At 34.4% G+C, this 20,084-nt stretch carries 16 protein-coding genes; 8 read left to right on the top strand and 8 right to left on the bottom strand.

Annotated elements, in window-relative coordinates:
* Nucleotides 1-57 precede the first annotated feature (57 nt).
* Complete coding sequence (locus GSY47_RS02975) at nucleotides 58-687, top strand: DsbA family oxidoreductase (protein WP_179006248.1); 630 nt, start codon at nucleotides 58-60, stop codon at nucleotides 685-687.
* Nucleotides 688-776: 89 nt separating this feature from the next.
* On the opposite strand, the gene GSY47_RS26265 is transcribed toward GSY47_RS02975, so the two are convergent.
* Nucleotides 777-908, bottom strand: coding sequence for a hypothetical protein (locus GSY47_RS26265; RefSeq protein ID WP_256871195.1), 132 nt, complete (start codon nucleotides 906-908; stop codon nucleotides 777-779).
* A gap of 202 nt (nucleotides 909-1,110) precedes the next feature.
* Between GSY47_RS26265 and GSY47_RS02970 the strand changes: the two genes are divergently transcribed.
* From GSY47_RS02970 to GSY47_RS02945, 6 genes are all read left to right on the top strand, one after another.
* A complete protein-coding gene (locus GSY47_RS02970; RefSeq protein ID WP_179006247.1) occupies nucleotides 1,111-1,434 on the top strand; it encodes a hypothetical protein in 324 nt (107 codons plus the stop codon).
* A gap of 150 nt (nucleotides 1,435-1,584) precedes the next feature.
* Nucleotides 1,585-2,589 (top strand): ligase-associated DNA damage response exonuclease, encoded by a 1,005-nt coding sequence (locus GSY47_RS02965; RefSeq protein ID WP_179006246.1) that lies wholly within the window; start codon nucleotides 1,585-1,587, stop codon nucleotides 2,587-2,589.
* 194 nt (nucleotides 2,590-2,783) lie between these two features.
* Nucleotides 2,784-4,385, top strand: a complete 1,602-nt coding sequence (locus GSY47_RS02960) for an ATP-dependent DNA ligase (RefSeq protein WP_179006245.1) — start codon at nucleotides 2,784-2,786, stop codon at nucleotides 4,383-4,385.
* Nucleotides 4,386-6,845 carry a ligase-associated DNA damage response DEXH box helicase gene (locus GSY47_RS02955; RefSeq protein WP_179006244.1) on the top strand — a complete coding sequence of 820 codons (2,460 nt, stop codon included), beginning with the start codon at nucleotides 4,386-4,388 and terminating at the stop codon, nucleotides 6,843-6,845.
* Nucleotides 6,846-6,851: 6 nt separating this feature from the next.
* Entirely contained in the window at nucleotides 6,852-7,487 is a 636-nt protein-coding gene (gene pdeM, locus GSY47_RS02950) for a ligase-associated DNA damage response endonuclease PdeM (RefSeq protein WP_179006243.1), read from the top strand.
* Nucleotides 7,488-7,622: 135 nt separating this feature from the next.
* Nucleotides 7,623-9,563: an oleate hydratase gene (locus tag GSY47_RS02945; protein ID WP_219071095.1), complete on the top strand. Its 1,941-nt coding sequence runs from the start codon at nucleotides 7,623-7,625 to the stop codon at nucleotides 9,561-9,563.
* 127 nt (nucleotides 9,564-9,690) lie between these two features.
* On the opposite strand, the gene GSY47_RS02940 is transcribed toward GSY47_RS02945, so the two are convergent.
* The 7 genes from GSY47_RS02940 to GSY47_RS02910 all read right to left on the bottom strand — a co-directional run bounded on the left by GSY47_RS02940 (nucleotide 9,691) and on the right by GSY47_RS02910 (nucleotide 17,819).
* Nucleotides 9,691-10,821, bottom strand: a complete 1,131-nt coding sequence (locus GSY47_RS02940; RefSeq protein ID WP_179006241.1) for an efflux RND transporter periplasmic adaptor subunit — start codon at nucleotides 10,819-10,821, stop codon at nucleotides 9,691-9,693.
* A 1-nt stretch (nucleotide 10,822) separates the two neighbouring features.
* Nucleotides 10,823-15,199, bottom strand: a complete 4,377-nt coding sequence (locus GSY47_RS02935) for a CusA/CzcA family heavy metal efflux RND transporter (RefSeq protein ID WP_179006240.1) — start codon at nucleotides 15,197-15,199, stop codon at nucleotides 10,823-10,825.
* Between the two features lie 77 nt (nucleotides 15,200-15,276).
* A complete protein-coding gene (locus GSY47_RS02930) occupies nucleotides 15,277-15,654 on the bottom strand; it encodes a hypothetical protein (RefSeq protein WP_179006239.1) in 378 nt (125 codons plus the stop codon).
* Between the two features lie 183 nt (nucleotides 15,655-15,837).
* Nucleotides 15,838-16,380, bottom strand: coding sequence for a hypothetical protein (locus tag GSY47_RS02925; RefSeq protein ID WP_179006238.1), 543 nt, complete (start codon nucleotides 16,378-16,380; stop codon nucleotides 15,838-15,840).
* A gap of 21 nt (nucleotides 16,381-16,401) precedes the next feature.
* Nucleotides 16,402-16,923, bottom strand: coding sequence for a hypothetical protein (locus GSY47_RS02920; protein ID WP_179006236.1), 522 nt, complete (start codon nucleotides 16,921-16,923; stop codon nucleotides 16,402-16,404).
* The gene (locus GSY47_RS02915) at nucleotides 16,901-17,368 is read right to left on the bottom strand and encodes a hypothetical protein (RefSeq protein WP_179006234.1); all 468 of its coding nucleotides are present in this window, start codon (nucleotides 17,366-17,368) and stop codon (nucleotides 16,901-16,903) included. The genes GSY47_RS02920 and GSY47_RS02915 overlap by 23 nt, the downstream gene beginning before the upstream one ends.
* Nucleotide 17,369: 1 nt before the next feature.
* Nucleotides 17,370-17,819, bottom strand: coding sequence for a hypothetical protein (locus GSY47_RS02910; RefSeq protein ID WP_219071094.1), 450 nt, complete (start codon nucleotides 17,817-17,819; stop codon nucleotides 17,370-17,372).
* Nucleotides 17,820-18,064: 245 nt separating this feature from the next.
* Between GSY47_RS02910 and GSY47_RS02905 the strand changes: the two genes are divergently transcribed.
* Nucleotides 18,065-20,083 carry a sensor histidine kinase gene (locus tag GSY47_RS02905; RefSeq protein ID WP_179006230.1) on the top strand — a complete coding sequence of 673 codons (2,019 nt, stop codon included), beginning with the start codon at nucleotides 18,065-18,067 and terminating at the stop codon, nucleotides 20,081-20,083.
* The last annotated feature ends 1 nt before the right edge of the window (nucleotide 20,084 follow it).

Raw genomic sequence — 20,084 nt, 5'->3', positions numbered from 1 at the left:
CGTTTAAATTCAGCACAATCCAAAAACTTGAAGCAACAAATTTTGTATCTTTGAATTATGAAAATAGAAATTTGGTCGGACATCATGTGTCCGTTTTGTTATATCGGAAAAAGACAGTTGGAAACAGCGCTTGCAGTGTTTCCTAACAACGAATTTGAAATCGAATGGAAAAGCTTTCAGCTGGATCCTACTATTACTTCTCAACCTGACATGGACGTTTACACGTTTTTAGCTGAAAGAAAAGGCATATCGATTGAACAATCTAAAGAAATGCATAAAGGAGTCGCAGAACGCGCCAAAAGTGTCGGCTTAGATTACAACTTTGATAAAGCGGTTATTTCTAATTCTTTAAATGCTCACAGAATTATTCAATTGGCTAAAACCAAAAATATGGGCGATCGAATGGAAGAAATTTTCTTCAAAGCTTATTTTACTGATGGCGAAGATTTAAACAACGGTCAAACTTTAATTAAATTAGGAATTCAGGCAGGTTTAGATGAAAATGAAATTAGAGAAGTGCTGGAAAGCGAAACTTTATTTATCAAAGAAGTAGAATCGGATATTAAAGAAGCTGGTGAAATTGGAGTTCAAGGCGTTCCGTTTTTTGTTTTTGATCGTAAATATGCTGTTTCTGGTGCTCAGCCAATTGAAACTTTTGTAAAAACAATTCAGGAAGTTTTAAAGTAAAATTTAAACTTATAAAAAATCTAAAAGCGTGCTGTCTATAACTAAACAGCACGCTTTTATTTTTAATTCTAAAATAGTATCAAAAAAAATTAATGTCCAGCTCTACCTTTAGAATCTGTTGATTTAGTTGTAGTGCTTTTTCCTCTAGAACCAGTAGCTGATTTTTGAGTTTTTCCAGAATCTTTCATTCCAGATTTCGAATCTTTTTTTGAAGTTTCCATGATATTTAATTTTTTAAATTATTGATATACAAAGTTGGACAATCCTACTTGATCTTTTTTACAGAATTATATTTGATTATTATAAAATAAGAATAAACAAATCATGTAAGATTAAAATTAAATCCTATAATCTTTTTAATGATCTAATTTTCAAATTTGTATATATCAAAAGTTGAAAATTATCTAATTTAAAAGAGCAATTATGGAAACAATTGACAACAACTTAGATGCTGCAAAATTTAATGATTTTAAATGCAGTAAACCTGATCATATTGACACAGCTCATGAAAATGAAGCTATGGACGAAGAATTTACTACTGGACAAAATTCTGACACCAGTACTTATAGAAATGATTTCAATTCGTTTACTGATGATTCTTACGAAATCATAGAAAGCGGTTTAAATATTGCAGAAGATAATACGCCCTTTTCAACTTATGATGAAGCCAATCCTTATGATAGTTATAATCTGGATCATGAGGATGAAAAATACAACTGCATCAATTACAAAAATTTCGAACATTAAAATCAGGAATCATTATGTCATCAAAATATAAATATTCGTATGCAATGCTCCATTTTATAAACGTCTTTACGTTTGTCTTGAGTATTTCGTTGATTACTTATCTTGTAATGGCCACAAGATAGTAAAACTATAATTATGTAATCCTAGAAGATGAATCCACCTTTACTACAATTTAACGATAAAGGCATTTATTGTCAGCAGGCAGATGTTTATCTTGATCCCTGGAGACCTGTTAAAAATGCCATTATTACACACGGTCATTCTGATCATGCAAGGTGGGGACATCAAAATTACATTACGCATCATACCAATGTGCCCATCATAAAATACCGTCTTGGCGATATTAATGTTACAGGAAAAGACTGGAATGAAACATTTACTATAAACGGAGTAAAATTCTCTCTTCATCCCGCAGGACATATTATTGGTTCTGCTCAAATAAAAGTAGAATACAAAGGCGAAATCTGGGTATTTACGGGAGATTACAAAACAGAAGATGATGGAATTTCTGTTCCGTATGAAGTTGTAAAATGTCATTCTTTTATTACCGAATGTACTTTCGGACTTCCCGCATTCAAATGGGAACCACAAGCTGATGTAATGACGGAAATAAATAATTGGTGGGCTGAAAATCGCGCAGAAGGAAAAACTTCAGTTCTCTTTGGATATTCTTTAGGAAAAGCACAACAATTATTAAAATATATCGATCCCCATATTGGAACAATTTACACGCATGGTGCAATCGAAAACATGACTGAAATTGTTCGTCCCTTAATTGATTTACCTCCAACAATACGAGTGACTACAGAAACCAAAAAAGAAGATTTATTGGGAAACATTGTAATTGCCCCGCCAAGCGCACACGGAAGTACCTGGATTAGAAGAATGACTCCTTTTGTAACGGGTTCTGCAAGTGGCTGGATGGCTTTTCGTGGCGCAAGACGAAGACGCGCCGTTGACCGCGGTTTTGTTCTAAGTGATCATTGTGACTGGACAGGTTTATTAGAAAGTATCAAAGCTACCGGCGCAGAAAGAGTGATTTGTACGCACGGATATTCGGACATATTTTCAAAATACCTTAGAGAATTGGGTTACGATGCCAGAACTGCAAACACACAATATGAAGGAGAAACGAATGACATAGAGGAAAGTTAGGTAAGTTAGAAGTTAAGAGTCAAACGTTATGCGATACTTTAAAAGTTATAAGTTAAACGTTGTTCGATGTCTAACTCCTCCCCATAACCCATAACCCATAACCCATAACCCATAACCCATAACCCATAACCCATAACCCATAACCCATAACCCATAACCCATAACCCATAACCCATAACCCATAACTTAAAAAAATGAAAAACTTTGCCGAGCTTATAAAAACCTTAGATAGTTCTAATAAAACATCGGTAAAAGTAGATGCTTTGACAAACTATTTTCTAAAAGCAAGTGATGAGGATAAAGTCTGGACAATCGCTATCCTTTCTCATCGCCGTCCTCCCCGACCTGTTAATACTACTTTATTACGTTTATGGGCGAATGAATTGGCCAATATTCCACTTTGGTTGTTTGAAGAAAGTTACCATATTGTCGGCGATTTGGCCGAAACTATTGCTTTGGTTATTCCAACAACAAAAGAACATTCTGATAAAAGCTTGACCGAATTTTTACAGGAAATCATTGCTTTAAAAAAGAAAACCGATTCAGAAAAAAAAGAATATCTGCAAACCAATTGGCTGAACTTGAATTATTACGAAAGATTCGTTTTTACTAAATTAATAACAGGAAGTTTTAGAATTGGTTTAAGTCATAAATTAATGACCCGTGCACTCTCTAAAGCTGAAAACATAGACGAAGACACGCTTGCTTATAAATTAATGGGCGATTGGAATCCGAATACGATTACGTTTCAGGAATTGATTCTGGATGAAAGAAGCAGTGATTATTTATCAAAACCGTATCCGTTTTATTTGGCTTATCCAATTGAAGGCGAAGTTTCTTCTTTAGGAAATCCGGAAGACTGGAGCGCCGAACATAAATGGGACGGAATTCGTTCTCAAACCATTATTCGGGAAAATGAAATATATGTCTGGAGCCGTGGCGAAGAATTAGTAACCGATAAATATCCAGAGTTTCAATCTTTCCTTGGAAATATTCCAGACGGAACTGTTATTGACGGAGAAATTCTTCCTTTTATTGATAATCAAATTGGAACATTTAATGATTTGCAAACTAGAATTGGCCGTAAAAATGTTTCAGCTTCTGTTTTAAAAAATTCTCCTGTAATCATTAAAGCTTATGATTTATTAGAATGGCAGGGAAATGATATTCGGAATCTTCCTTATGAAGAACGTCGAACGTTACTAGAAGAATTATTTACCACTTTGATTGGAAAAGAAATTCCGTTGCAACTTTCAGAGAGAATTAATTTCTCGTCTTGGGAAGATGTCACAAACGAAAGATTAAAATCACGCGAATTGAAAAGCGAAGGTCTAATGCTCAAACGAAAAGATTCTCCCTATTTAGTTGGAAGAAAAAAAGGCGATTGGTGGAAATGGAAAATAGAACCTTTAACCATAGATGCTGTTCTAACCTATGCAATGCGAGGTCACGGACGACGATCGAATTTATTTACTGATTATACTTTTGCCCTTTGGCAGGAAAATGAGAATAACGAACGAGAACTAGTAACTTTTGCGAAGGCATATTCTGGTTTAACCGATGCAGAATTTAGAATGGTAGACGATTTTATCAAAAAAAATACTTTAGAACGATTTGGGCCTGTACGAAGTGTAACTCCAAAATTAGTTTTTGAAATTGGTTTTGAAGGCATTGCACTTTCCAAAAGACATAAAAGCGGTGTTGCAACCCGTTTTCCGCGAATTTTAAGATGGCGACACGATAAAAAAATCGATGAAGCTAATTCAATAGAAGATTTAAAAAATTTAATTGTATAAATGAACAGAGAGCAGTTATTTACGATTGCCAGTGACTGGTTTGAAAGTCAGGGATGGAAACCTTTTCCGTTTCAGACTCAGACCTGGACTGCTTTTTTGCAGGGAAAAAACGGCTTGTTAAATGCTCCAACTGGAAGCGGAAAAACATACGCACTTTGGCTTCCAATCATTTTAAATTATATCAAAGAAAATCCGAATTATAAAACCAAGCATAATTCAGGATTAAAAGCCATTTGGATCACACCTTTAAGATCTTTATCTGTTGAAATTAAACAAGCGGCAGAACGAGTGCTTACAGATTTAGATATTCCAATGACTGTCGGAATTCGATCCGGAGATACTTCTGCATCAGAAAGAGCCAAACAAAAAGGGAAAATGCCCGATTTACTGATTACAACTCCTGAAAGTCTGCAATTGCTTTTGGCTTCAAAAGGATATGCGGCAACTTTTAAAAACTGCAGTTCAATTGTCATAGACGAATGGCATGAATTACTAGGAACCAAACGGGGTGTTCAAGTGGAACTGGCATTATCAAGACTTAAAACGATAGCAAAAAACATTCGGATTTGGGGAATTTCTGCCACAATTGGAAATCTGCAACAAGCGCAGGAAGTTTTGCTTGGAGTAGATTCGCAAGCTTACCATAATTCTGTTTTAATAAAAGCGGTTATCAATAAAAAGATAAAAGTAGTCTCTATTATTCCAGAGAAAATGGATGCTTATCCTTGGCGAGGGCACATGGGATTACATTTGATCGATGAAGCAGCAAAAATTATAAAAGCCAGCAAAACCACTTTAATTTTTACGAATGTTCGTTCGGCCTGCGAAATTTGGTATCAGAGATTATTAGAAAAATATCCTGAATTTGCAGGAGAAATGGCAATGCATCACGGAAGCATTGATAGAGAAACGAGACTTTGGGTAGAAAATGCTATTCGAAATGAAGAATTAAAAGTTGTAGTCTGTACTTCTAGTTTAGATTTGGGTGTTGACTTTGCTCCTGTCGAATCGATTATTCAGGTTGGAGGCCCTAAAGGCGTTGCTCGTTTTATGCAACGCGCAGGACGAAGCGGACATCAGCCTGGGAAAGAAAGTGTTATTTATTTCCTAGCTACTCATGCGATTGAATTAATCGAAGCTTCTGCACTTAAAAAGGCTGTCGAAAATAGTGTTATAGAAGATCGCGTTCCGTATTTAAACAGCTGGGATGTTTTGGTTCAGTATCTTAACACACTTGCAGTTTCTGACGGATTTTACCCAAACGAAATTTTCAAAGAAATTCAGGGAACATTTAGTTATCAAACCATTACAGCTGAAAACTGGAACTGGATTTTGAATTTTATCACACAAGGCAGTCAAAGTCTTCATGCTTATGACGAATTCAAAAAAGTCGAAATTGATGAAAATGGCTGTTACAAAATCAACAGCCGAATGATTGCCATGCATCATAGAATGCAGATTGGAACTATTGTTGGCGATGCGGTAATGAATGTAAAATTCATGAGTGGTGGTTATATCGGAACGATTGAAGAATGGTTCATTTCGAAATTAAAACCTGGCGATACTTTTATTTTTGCAGGAAAAAAACTCGAATTATTCCGTATTCGAAATATGCAGGTTTTAGTCAAAAAAGCGAGTCCGAAGAAAGAATCTAAAATTGCAAGCTGGATGGGCGGTCGTTTGGCACTGTCTTCTCAAATGAGTGAATTATTACGTCAGGAATTGTACCGCGCCAATACCGACAATCTTTCGCCAGAATTGAAAGCTTTACAGCCTTTATTCAAAAGACAGCGAAAAGAATCTATTGTACCAAGTTCAGATGAATTTCTAATAGAAACTTTTAAAACCCGAGAAGGATTTCATGCTATTTTTTATCCGTTTGAAGGACGTTTTGTGCATGAAGCTTTAGCCAGTTTACTGGCATTCAGAATCAGTTTATTACAATCGATCACTTTTTCTTTGGCTTATAACGATTATGGATTTGAATTGCTTTCTGATCAGGAAATTGATATTGAAGCGGTTTTAGATAATAATTTATTTTCTACAGAATACGTCCATCACGATTTGCAGAAAAGCTTAAATTCAACCGAAATGGCGCGGAGAAAGTTTAGAGATATAGCGGTAATTTCCGGATTAGTTTTTACTGGTTTTCCGGGAAAAATGGTTAAAACTAAACATTTGCAAAGTGGTTCTCAATTATTATTTGAAGTTTTTAGGGATTTTGAACCTGATAATTTGTTATTGCATCAGGCGTACAGAGAAACTTTTGAACATCAATTAGAAGAAGGACGTTTGATTTTAGCATTGGAAAGAATTGCAAGTCAGAAAATTGTTTGGAAACAATGTTTAAAACCAACGCCTTTTAGTTTTCCAATCATTACAGATCGATTGAGAGAAAAACTTTCGAGCGAAACTCTGGCTGAAAGAATTCAGAAAATGACTGCATCTTATATGAAATAAATCTTTATGAATATCCAATTAAAAAACGAAAACTTTATACTTCATTCAACTGGTGCCGTCTTTTGGGAAAAACAAAAAACGGTCATTATTTCTGATGTGCATTTGGGAAAAGTAACGCATTTTAGAAAACACGGAATTGCTATTCCGCAAAATGCTGTTTCAGAAAATTTTAGAAAAATCACAGCAGTTTTGGATCATTTTCTTCCTGAAAAAATAATTTTTCTGGGAGATTTATTCCACAGTACTAAAAATGCAGAATGGAATTTATTTGAAGAATGGCTTTCTAATCACAAACAAGAAACCTATTTAATTACTGGAAATCATGATATTATTGATGAAAGTCATTATAAAAAAATTGGAGTAATTGTCACAGAGATTTTAGAAATTGACGCTTTCTTTTTTACGCATCATCCCACAGAAAAAGAAGACTTATTTAATTTTTCAGGACATATCCACCCGGGAATTGTCTTGCGTGGCTTGGGTTTACAAACTTTAAAGTTGCGTTGTTTCTTTTGCAAACCCAACCAAATCATTCTTCCTGCTTTTGGCGAGTTTACTGGAAAGTATTTTCTAAAACCCAGCTCAGAAGATACAGTTTATGCGATTGCAGGAAATGATGTTATTCAGATCAATAAAGAATAAGATAACATTCGGATAAATTTAAAATCATATCTAATTAACAATCAATAAATTATACGAATATATTCTCAAAAATAAAAGAATTATCTTTCAAATTTTAAGCTTACATTAGTTGAATTAACTTCTAAAGCTTTGAAAATGAAGAATATTACATCAAAATTTGACAAAGTCCTAAACAACTCTACAACCTACGGAAATGTTAATCACGAACCAGATTCGAGCACAGAAACACAGTTAAACACCCCCGAAAAATCAATGCCGTTTTCAGATCAGATTGGAAACTACCAACGTAATATTGGAATTCCTTTAAAATCGCATGAAAACAGCAAAATCTATATTGTAGGAAGCGGTATTGCTGGAATGGCAGCTGCCTACTATTTTATTCGAGATGGTCGAATTCCTGCCAAAAACATCACTTTTCTGGAACAGCTTCATATTGATGGTGGTTCACTCGATGGCTCAGGAAATCCCAAAGAGGGTTATATGATTCGCGGCGGTCGTGAAATGGATATGACCTACGAAAATCTATGGGATATTTTTCAGGATATTCCAGCTTTAGAACTGCCTCCACCCTACACTGTTTTAGACGAATATCGATTGATTAATGATAACGATTCGAATTATTCTAAAGCAAGGTTAATTCATAAAAACGGAGAAATAAAAGATTTTAGCAAATTTGGTTTGAATAAAAAAGATCAACTAGCAATTGTAAAATTGCTGTTGAAAAGAAAAGACGAACTAGACGACTTGACTATAGAAGATTATTTCAGTGAATCATTTTTAGAAAGCAATTTCTGGACGTTTTGGAGAACCATGTTTGCTTTTGAAAACTGGCATAGTTTATTAGAACTAAAATTGTATATGCATAGATTTCTTCATGCAATTGATGGATTAAATGATCTTTCTTCATTAGTATTTCCTAAGTACAATCAGTATGATACTTTTGTTACACCACTGCGAAAATTCCTTGAAGAAAAAGGTGTCAATATCAAATTTCATACACTGATCAAAGATTTAGTCATCCAAAGTAATACTGAAGGTAAAGTCGTTGAAGGAATTATTACAGAGCATGAAGGCAAAGAAAATAGAACTCCAATTGGCAAAGATGATTTTGTAATTGTTACCACAGGTTCAATGACCGAAGATACTTTCTATGGAGACAATAAAACTGCTCCTATTATTGGTATTGACAACTCTACCAGCGGTAAAAGTCCTGGATGGATGTTATGGAAAAACTTAGCCGCGAAATCTCCTATTTTTGGAAAACCAGAAAAATTCTGCACTAATATCGAGAAATCATCTTGGGAATCGGTTACGCTGACTTGCAGGCCTTCTGCTTTTGTAGAAAAACTAAAAGAATATTCTGTAAACGACCCGTATTCCGGCAAAACAGTAACAGGAGGAATTATTACTATTACTGATTCTAATTGGTTAATGAGTTTTACCTGTAACAGACAACCGCATTTTCCAGATCAGCCAGATGATATTTTAGTGCTTTGGGTTTATGCCTTGTTTATGGATAAACCTGGGAATTACATTAAAAAAGTAATGCCCGAATGTACTGGAGATGAGATTTTAACTGAATTATCTTTCCATCTCGGAATTTTAGATAAACTAGATAATATTATAGAAAACACCATTGTGCGAACCGCTTTTATGCCTTACATCACTTCGATGTTTATGCCGAGGGCAAAAGGCGACCGTCCGAGAGTTGTGCCCGAAGGATGCAAAAATCTTGGCTTAATCGGACAATTTGTAGAAACGAATAACGATGTGGTATTTACAATGGAAAGTTCGATTAGAACGGCTAGAATTGCGGTTTACAAATTGTTGAATTTAAACAAACAAGTTCCAGATATTAATCCGCTGCAATATGATATTCGACATTTATTGAAAGCAGTGCGAACGCTTAATGATGGAAAAGCGTTTTTAGGCGAAGGCATTCTGCATAAAGTTTTACGAGGCACTTATTTTGAACATGTTTTACCGCCCATTGAAGAAGATAAGGAAGAACATGAATCTTTCTTTTCGGAACAGGTTAACCGATTTAAAGATTGGATAAAAGGAATAAAAGATTAATCATTAAATCATTTTATTTAAATTGTTTATAAATATTTATCTAAAATAATAAATTAAAAACCCAGTAAAACTAAAATTTCACTGGGTTTTCTTGTTTAACTCTAAATTTGCAATCAGAAATTAAGCATTATTGTTCGTCATTATTCATCGCAGACATCAATAAAGTGTAGGCATTTTTTACAACTATTTTTGAAGAATTATCCAACTCGTTTGAAGTAATCTGGCAGAAACCTTCGTTTTTAACTCCAGCTTTTACTTCTACCATTTGAAACTGATTATTTCCAAGGGCTGTAAAAACAAAAAACTTACCCTGCCAACGCACTACAGCATCTTCAGGAACCGTTAAAGCTTTTTGATTTTCTACTTCGACTTCCGCATTTATAAATAAACCTGGCAAAAGAGCTGGATTATAAGTATTAACTTTACAAATAATTTCTGCTGCTCTATCTCCGTTTAAACTTTGATTGATAAAAGCAATTTTGGCTGGGTATTTTTTTGCATCCGAATTATTTGCAAAAGCCATAACCGTTTGACCGATTGATAAAGAAGCAACATCTTTCTCAAAGGCATTTAAAGTCAATACAATATCCTTTTTATCAATCAATTCAAAAAGCATATCGGTTGGGTTTACATATTTTCCAACGTTCACATTTACTTTTGAAACCAATCCATTAATAGGCGAAACTACTTTAACTGTATTGCTGATTGTTGAAACATTCAGTTTCTTTACATTGATTCCTAATAAAGTTAGTTTATGTTCCAAAGAAGACATTGTAATACGCTGTGTACGTGTTTCGGTTGTAATCTGTTCTAAAACTTTATCACTGCTGGCCTTACTTGCATTAAGTTCTTTTTGTCTTTTGTATTCATTTTGAGCCAGTTCAAACTTTTCTTTTGCCATAAGATAATCCTGCTGCAATTCGATAAACTGCATGTCTTCTAAAACGGCTAAAACCTGTCCTTTTTGCACATTCATTCCCGCAATTAAATTCGTACTTTTTACATATCCGCCTAACGGAATACTGATACTGACCACACTTTTTGGAGGCACTGTTACCGTTCCTTGAAGCTGTAGAATCTCTTTTACATTTTGAAGCGTCGGATTTCCAGTTTGTAAATCAGCATTTTTGATTTGTTCGCTGGTCAATTTTATAATATTAATACTCTTCACTTCAGCATTTTTATTTTCTTCATTTTGTTTCTTTCCGCAAGAAAACAATACTAATGCGCCTGCAAACGCTGCTATATATTTTTTCATTTTAAATATTATTAAGATTCTGCAGTGTAACAACTGCTTTGTTGTAAGCGTTCAATGCGTCTAGATATTCACTTTTAATTGTAATGGCTTGATTTACGACCAAAACCCACTGCAGATAATCAATATCTCCATTGTAAAGCTGACTACTTGAAGCTTCGATAATCGTTTGAGCATTTTTTAATCCTTCTTTTTCATAATACTCTAAACTTTCCTGATACTTTTTCACTTCCCTATCCGCATTCTCAATAGCAGTTTTCACTTCAATTTTAGCGGCTTCGGAAAGTGCTTCATAACTTTCGTATTCTGCTTTTGCGGCACGTTTGCGTTCAGACTGACTCGTAAAGAAAATTGGAATAGACAAACCAGCATTGATGTAATTAAATCTTTGTGAACTATCATAATAAACTTCCTGACCTGAAGCATTAGTTTGAGTCCCGATAATACTCAAATTATTATAACCTAAAGTGATTTCAGGAAGCAGTTTGGCACTTTCGGTTTTCCATCTCCATTTTGCTGCTTCCGATTCATATTGTGAACGCTGTACAATAGGTAGATTTTCTGCTTTCAGATTTTCAACTAAAGACTGATTTAAAACCGCTTTTGATTTTTCATTTTTAGGAGCATATTCAACTTTATCCTGAAGAATCGCATTAAATGAATTTAAAGCAATTTCTATATCACGATTTACCATTACCAGCTGATTGCTGTAAAATTGTCGGGCAGATTGTGAAGCACTTTTTTCTAAAACATTTGCTTCTCCTGCTTTAAATCTCAAATCCGATTTCTTTTCCATAATTCGGTAAATCGAATCGGCATAGACTAAAAGTTCTCTTTTACTTTGAAGCCATAAATAATCGTAATAAATATTTCTGACTCTAGTTTTAATTTCCTGAGAAGTCAGCTGCACTTCTGTCTTGGCTTTATTAAAATCTGCCTGAAGTGCTTTTTTCTGATTGCTGTAAACAGTGGGAAAAGCAAAAGTCTGACTGATTCCAAATCTAGTATCTTTTTGAGCACTATTAAACTGACCGTAATCGGCATCGATTTGTGTCTGCGGAAGATTATACCCCGTTTTTTGCAAATGACTTTTGGACTGCTCGTTCAACTTAGCCGATTTAACTGTTCTGTTATTCTGAATGGCAATCGAAATCGATTCGTCAAGCGAAATTGGTAATTGCTGCGCATTTGCCATGTTACCAATAAAAAGAACGCCTAATAAAATGGTTAGATTATTCATGTGTTTTTTTCTTTTTTTAGAAAATCCTTTAGCGTGATAGGTCATCAAATAAATAGCAGGAAGTACAAAAAGCGTTAAAAGTGTAGCGGTTACCAATCCGCCGATCACGACAGTTGCTAGCGGACGCTGTACCTCTGCTCCTGCTCCGTTGCTCAATGCCATTGGAAGAAATCCTAGCGAAGCAACCGCCGCAGTCATTAAAACAGGACGTAATCTATTTTTGGTTCCTAAAAGGATAATATCAAAAGGATTTGTGATTTCGCCCTGTTTTTGTATTCTATTGAATTCAGAGATTAATACAATTCCGTTTAATACCGCAACTCCAAAAAGCGCAATAAAACCAACTCCTGCGGAAATACTAAATGGCATGTCTCGCATAACTAAGGCAAAAACACCTCCAATTGCAGATAACGGAATAGCGGTAAAAATGATAATTCCTTCTTTAAATGATCTAAAGGCAAAATACAACAAAGCGAAAATCATTAATAAAGCAGCTGGAACAGCAACTCCCAATCTTGCTTTTGCCTGCTGTAAATTCTCAAAAGCACCACCGTAAGTAATATAATAACCTGGATCAAATTTGATCTGTTTATTGACCTTCTGTTGTAATTCTTCTACAATAGACTGGACATCTCTACCTCGAACATTAAATCCAACGATGATTCTCCTTTTTGCATTTTCACGTTGAATCTGATTTGGGCCTTCCACTTCATCTACTTTTGCTACTTGATAAAGCGGAATCTGCATACCTGAAGGAGTTGCAATTAACAGATTACGAACATCTTCAATTCCTTTTCTGCCATTGTCTTCCACACGTACAACCATATCGAAACGTTTTTCTCCTTCATAAATGCTTCCCGCAACGGCCCCTGCAAAGGCGGCGTTAATCGTAGCATTTACATCGGCAACTCGTAAACCGTATTTTGCCATTTCTGCCCAATTATAATCGATCACGATCTGTGGCATTCCGGTTACTTTTTCTACATAAAGATCGGCTGCACCTTGAACAGTTTTGCTAATTGCGCCTAACTTTTCGGCATATTCTGAGAGTTTCTGTAAATCTTCTCCATAAATCTTACAAACCAAATCCTGCTTTGCTCCTGTCATTAATTCGTTAAAACGCATTTGAACAGGAAACTGAAAACCAGTTGTCACTCCAGGTGCAATTCGTTTAACAGTCTTAGTCATTTTATCGGCTAATTCAGGAAACGAAGAAGCACTTGTCCATTCTGATTTATCTTTTAAAACAATAATCATATCCCCTCCTTCAATTGGCATTGGATCGGTCGGGATTTCGGCACTTCCAATTCTGGAAACTACTTGCTGTACTTCGGGAAATTCTTTCTTTAATTCTCTTGAAATTTTCTCAATAGTTTCAGTTGTCGTAGAAAGGTTGGTTCCTAATAACAATCGAGTTTCAACTGCAAAATCTCCTTCTTCCAACTGTGGAATGAATTCTCCTCCCATTCTTCCAAACAAAACAACCGCTATTCCGAAAAGCACAAAAGCTGAAATAACAATAGCTTTTCTAATTCCTAAAGCTTTGGTAAGCCAGCCTTCGTAAGCATTTTCTAATCTTTCCATAATTCGGTCTGAAAGATTCTTTTTATGACTTATTTTTTTACTTAGAAATAAAGCGCTGACCATTGGCACATAAGTAAGCGACAGAATAAAAGCTCCCAAAATGGCAAAAGCAACTGTCTGCGCCATTGGTTTAAACATTTTACCTTCAATTCCCTGCAACGAAAGAATCGGCAGATAAACAATCAATATGATGATTTGCCCAAAAACGGCGGCATTCATCATACGTGTGGCAGATCCTGTGACTTCTTTATCCATTTCGTCCTGCGAAATAGAATCTATTGCTTTGTACTTTTTAGAACTATGTAGATGATGCAGAATTGCTTCTACAATAATTACAGCTCCATCGACTATTAATCCGAAATCCAATGCGCCAAGACTCATTAAGTTACCGCTTACGCCAAAAGTATTCATCATAATAATGGCAAAAAGCATGGCTAATGGTATAACCGAAGCCACAATAAATCCGGCTCTAAGATTTCCGAGGAATAAAACTAAAATCAGAACGACAATCAAAGCACCTTCAATTAAGTTCTTTTCGACAGTTCCAATGGCGTTGTCTACCATTTTGGTTCTGTCTAGAAATGGTTCGATTTTTAAACCTTCTGGAAGGATTTTTTCGATTTCGGCGATTTTGTCTTTTACATTAACAATAACATTATTGGCGTTTTCTCCTTTTAGCATCATTACGATACCTCCGACAGATTCTCCAAACTCATCTGTAGTTAATGCGCCGTAACGAATGGCGGAAGAAATTTTAACATCAGCAATATCTTTTACTAAAATTGGAAGACCACCTTGAGTGCTTTTCACTACAATGTTTTCAATATCTTTAATGCTTTTCGCTAAACCTGTACTTCTGATGTAAGATACAGTTGGGCCTTTTTCAATATACGCACCACCAGTATTTTCGTTGCTGCTGTTTAAAGCAGTAAAAACTTCACTAATGGTTAGATTTTGCGCTTTCAATCTCGCAGGGTTTACAGCAATTTCATACTGTTTTAATTTCCCTCCAAAAGTCGAAACATCAGCAATTCCAGCAGTTCCTAAAAGCTGTCTTCTGATTGTCCAATCCTGAATTGTTCTTAAATCTTCTAAAGAATATTTTTCTTCAAAACCCGGTTTTGGTTTTAAAACATATTGATAGATTTCTCCTAAACCAGTTGTAACCGGAGCCATTTCGGGTCTGTTAGCATTTCGGTCGATTTCTACTTGCTGGAGTCTTTCTGTTATCTGCTGTCTTGCCCAATACACATCGGCATCGTCTTCAAAAACTACGCTGACTAATGAAAGTCCGAAACGCGAAATACTCCTGCTTTCTTTAAGATGCGGAATATTGCTAATGGCTTGTTCTATTGGGAAAGTGATTAGTCTTTCTACGTCTTCAGCACCAAGTGAAGGCGCTGTAGTAATAATTTGCACCTGATTGTTTGTGATGTCCGGCACTGCATCAATTGGTAATTGGGTAACCTCATACACACCGTAGATAATCCACAGCAGTGTAAAGATTCCAATTGCCAGTTTGTTCTTAACTGAGAACTGAATTACTTTATTAAGCATATTGTATTAATTAAAAAATAATAAATGAGCGACCAAAACGTGAAGTCTCAGCCACAGCAAAAAAATTATAAATTAATTTATGCTACCGGAGGTCGGAATAAAGAAAGCAAGTTTGGATCTGAATGAAGATCAGATCTGTAAGTTGGTATTTTTAATTGTGGTAATTCTGGATTGAAAGGAAGTGGCAATAAATCTTTGTCGTCTAAAATAAATACAAAGTGAAACGAACTGCTGCTGATTGTTTTAAATGGCAGCTGCATATCACGGTCTCCATCATTGTCATTTAAGTCTTCTCCCCAATAGTGCATGGATAAGAAATCCATAAAACTTAAATCCATTAATTGTTTGTGCTCTTCAAAGTGCTGAATTAATACAGGCAGTTTATAAAACTGCTGTACAAAACTGCTGTTTGAAGCTATTAGAAAAATAAATATGTAGACAATTTGTTTTCGCACGAGGCAAATTTAACTTAAATTCTATAAAGTGTCACTATTTATAGGAGTTTGAAGGTTTCTTTTAACAATTTAGAAATATTGAAAGGTATTTTTATAGAATTACATTTTATTTTGATGGTTATTTTATTAGATAAAAGAAAAACGAGTTAAACTCTTAATGATTCTAACTCGTTTTTAAATATTCTAATATTTATTGTACTCTACTCCATTTGCATCAGCATAAGGAAGTAATAAGTCCATTACTTTAGTATACTTTTCTTCCAGTTTCATTCCTTTTGTTTCGTCAAGCTCTTTTGCTGCTGCATCTATTTCTTCATCACTTTTGCCTTCATCAATCATTCGGGCAATCATCATAAAGTCTTTATTTTGAATTTCGTCTGCATATTCAAACAATTCGATTCCAGCTTTTATAATTGGTTCTGCTTCTTCTGTTGAATTTAAGTTTTTTATTCTTCGAATATCTTCTTTAAAAGTATTGGCATAAGCAAATTTTACCACTTCAACACAGGTTGCTTTTTTCATGCTTTTTCCATCTTCTGTTGGAAGCTGTAAGGTTCCATTCGCCTTGTGCTGGCGGAATTCTTTAAAGACTCTTTCAAAACTTGACGGAATTTTATTGGCATTTAATCCAATTGTATTAAAAATCTGGTCTGGGCTATCATTTGTAAGTTTACATGAAATTCCAGTAATCAAAACTATTAAAAATAAAAAGCTTTTGGTTTTCATGAGAGTCTATCTTTAGATGGTTTAGTTTTTAAGCTCTAAATGTACCGCATCTATGAGCTTATCTATTTTTTGTAATACAAAATTCTCGTATGCTGCTTGAATTTCTAAACTTTTTCGCCCAGAACTAAATCCTTCACTTATTCTGTAATTTTTCACAAAGTGGCTTTTATTAGCTCCTAAAGCATAATACCAGCTTCCCATTTCTGATTGCACAAATATAACAGCTTCATCGAGTTTCATTATTTTCTTTTTCGAAAATAACGGACTCTGTTTGTAAACTGCATTTTGTGTAACTACAAAAGTATACTGGATTTTTGATCCAATCTGAATATCATATAAACTGTGTAAAACGAAATATATTATCAGTATATAAATAACACCTCGCATCACATCATCAAAATAATGATCCAAAAAAAGTAAAGCGATAATGCAGGCTGTAATTCCAGCCAAAAACCACTTTGACAACTTTAATGTTGTTTTATTTGGATACAAAGAAAATGAATTTTGAGTTTCCTCGATATTATATCTTTCGCGAATGTTCATTTAGTTTTACAATTTCATTGATTTCATTAATTAATCGCTGGATTGATCTTGTGGTAAAAGCTTGCGCAATTCCTGTACATTTTTCTTTATTGTTTTTCATATAATAAAGATTTAAGCAGACATTGGTAGTTATTAGATAGTGTTTGATTTTGACTAATTCAAAATTCACAAAATCAGAAAACGGAATCTGAACAGGTTTATTAATCAATCCGTTTTTTATACTAAATTCATTTTGATCTAAATCTATAACAAAACGCTGTGACCAGATTGAAATAAAACAAAGAACTGTTAGAATTCCAAAAATCCAGATTACAGCTGTGTTCTTATAATAAATTCCTCCAATTGTAAACGCTAACATACCGCCAACAACCAACAAACCGAAACCATATTGTCTTTTCATGGCATACTGATTTCCGTCTTTCACGAATTCCTTTAATGTTGTCATCCTAGTCAATTTTAACACCATCAATAACCAAAGTATCACAGATAAGCGACATATAAGCACTGTTATAATCTGCTGTAATCTGATCACTTAGAGAATCGATTCTTCCTTTTGTAAAATCAAATTTTCTAGTTGGCTGTTTTCCATAAGTATCTGTCATGGTTATTTGCCCGTCGATTCCATTTTTATTTTTCATAAATGCAGTTAATAAAGCAATATCTTGCTTTTCAAAATCAAGTGAAAAATAATAATTGTTTTTAATTTCGTTTGTTTCAGCATTCATAACACTTTTAGTAAACGAAAAAGTAGCCGATCTAACCGCACCTTTTACCACTTTATTCCCATCTTTCAGAGAAATTTCAATTTTAATACGTTTATCCTCCTGCTGTCCATAAGTTAAAGCAGATAAAAAAAGACAAACTACAAGCAGTGATGTAAAAATTTTCTTATTCATAATTTAAGGGTTTAAAAAAAAATTAATAACAACAAGATTACTACTAAGATCGAGCTGCTACAATTCTGAATTGGCAAATGGAGGTTTTAGATTTTTATTTGGCGATTCTATGCTTTTATCAAGAAAAGAAGCTTTGCAAACAGCCTAAAAAACAGGGCTTCACAAGAATTTTGCACTAAAAATTGACGCTCGTTTTTTTTGGTCAGTCAATTCTCAATTTGTACTTTGGCTACAATTACCACTATATGCACGCAAAAAATACTTTTAATCTGATGAAGGACAGCCATTCAAAATGGTTATTTTTCCTATTTACTTTATTCTTTTCTTATTCTAATGCTCAGGAAGTTTCTTCTATCGAGAAAATAGCCGCTTATGGTTATTCCAAACGTTTCTCAGATTCTTCTGCCAGCAAAAAAATACAGCTTCAGGCATTGGCTTTAGCCAAAAAGAGAAAAAATATTGATGATGAAGTGATTTGCTATTCTTATCTGGCACTTACACAAAGACGGTTGCTCCATTTAAAAGAATTTGCCCGTTATGCTGACACCGCTTATATCCTAGCCGAAAAAACAAACAAAATTCGAGTTAAAGCCTTTGCCACTCTAGCTCAAGGAGCTTTAAAATCTTATATAGATGATAAACCTCAGGCACTAGAAAATCTTTTAAAATCCTATCAACTATTTTCTAAAATAAAGGCTCACGACCAATGTGCTAAAGTGGCTTCGGATATCTCTTATTTATTTTCTCCTTCTTCACCAGAAAAGGTTAAAAAATATTCTTGGGAAGCTTTACAACATGCGGCAAAAGCAAATGATCCTGAAAGTCAATTGTATGCAAGGCTTGCTTTTGGAGGTTATTTAACTGATAGATTAGAACTAGGATTTAAAGAAGAATGGTTAGCTACCTTAAACTTCTTTAAGGAAACTGTTACTTATGCAGAAAGACATGGTCATAATATAATCAGTAAAAGCAACATTGGAATTGCTTATATCAATCTGGCTGATCTTTATTCAAAAGGCCCAAAACCAATTGAAGAAAAGTCAATGATGGATAATCTCAAAAAAGCAACCGAGATTGCCCAGAAATACAACATAAAAATCATTTACAGAAGTGCTATTGGGTTACAGGGAACATATTATAACGAAAAAGGAGATTACACAAAAGCAGAATTATTATTTATTGAAGGAATTAAATACCAGCAGAGTCTTCCTTATACTGATAATTATCTTCTAGCAACTTTTTATAATTGTTTGAAAGAGGTCGCTGTAAAAAGAAATGATTATAAAGCTTATTATGGTTATGATACTTTGTACACCAAATTCAATCAGTTAAAATATAATGAAAGCACACAGAAACTTTTACAGAACGCTGATGCACGATATGAATCTTCTAAAAAAATAGAGCGCATCAAACAACTTGAACTCGAAAATGAACTGGAACAGCAGAATAAACTTTTAGGTTATGGTATTGCTGGCGTTTTATTGATTGGACTTGTATTTATGTTTCGTTCGTACTATTTCAGGCAACGTTATTACTTAAAAAGAGAAGAAACTCTAAAACAGGAACAGGCCAATAGCGAACTTAAGGTGCAATTAATGGAAAAAGAAACAATTGAAAACCTTGCTGCAAGACTTTCACTGGAAAGAAGATTGCTGCGTTCGCAGATGGATCCGCATTTTATCTTTAATGCTTTAGGAAATATTCAAAGTATGATTCTGCAAAAAGATACCATTCCAGCGGTTTCTTATTTAAATAAATTTGCCAAACTAACGCGACAGATTTTGGAACAATCGAGAAAAGAAACTATTTCTCTGGAAGAAGAAATTAATACTCTGAAAAATTACATTGAGTTACAACAGCTTCGTCTAAATAATAGTTTTGAATATAACATTGTATGCGATGAATCGGTGGAAGATGGAATATTGATCCCACCATTATTAATTCAGCCCTTTATAGAAAATGCAGTTGAACACGGTTTAAAGCCAAAGCCAAAAGAAGAAAAAGGATTATTGCAGCTTAATTTCACACAGCAAACCGATCAGAAAAATCTAATTTGTGTAATTAAAGATAATGGAATTGGTCTCGCCGCTTCACGTAAACTTAAAATAAAAGAAAATCATCAATCGCTGTCTACTACTATTACAGACGAAAGATTAGCTAAAATGCAAAAAGAACATCCATCAGCGGGATTTCAGGTTTTAGAAAAAGAATCCGAAAACGGTGAAACGGGCTGTATCGTAATTATTAACATTCCAATCCTGTAAA

Source organism: Flavobacterium quisquiliarum (assembly GCF_019308285.1).
Classification (GTDB): domain Bacteria; phylum Bacteroidota; class Bacteroidia; order Flavobacteriales; family Flavobacteriaceae; genus Flavobacterium; species Flavobacterium quisquiliarum.
Note: the sequence above shows the minus strand (reverse complement) of the source record. Positions and strands in the feature narration are given on the sequence as shown.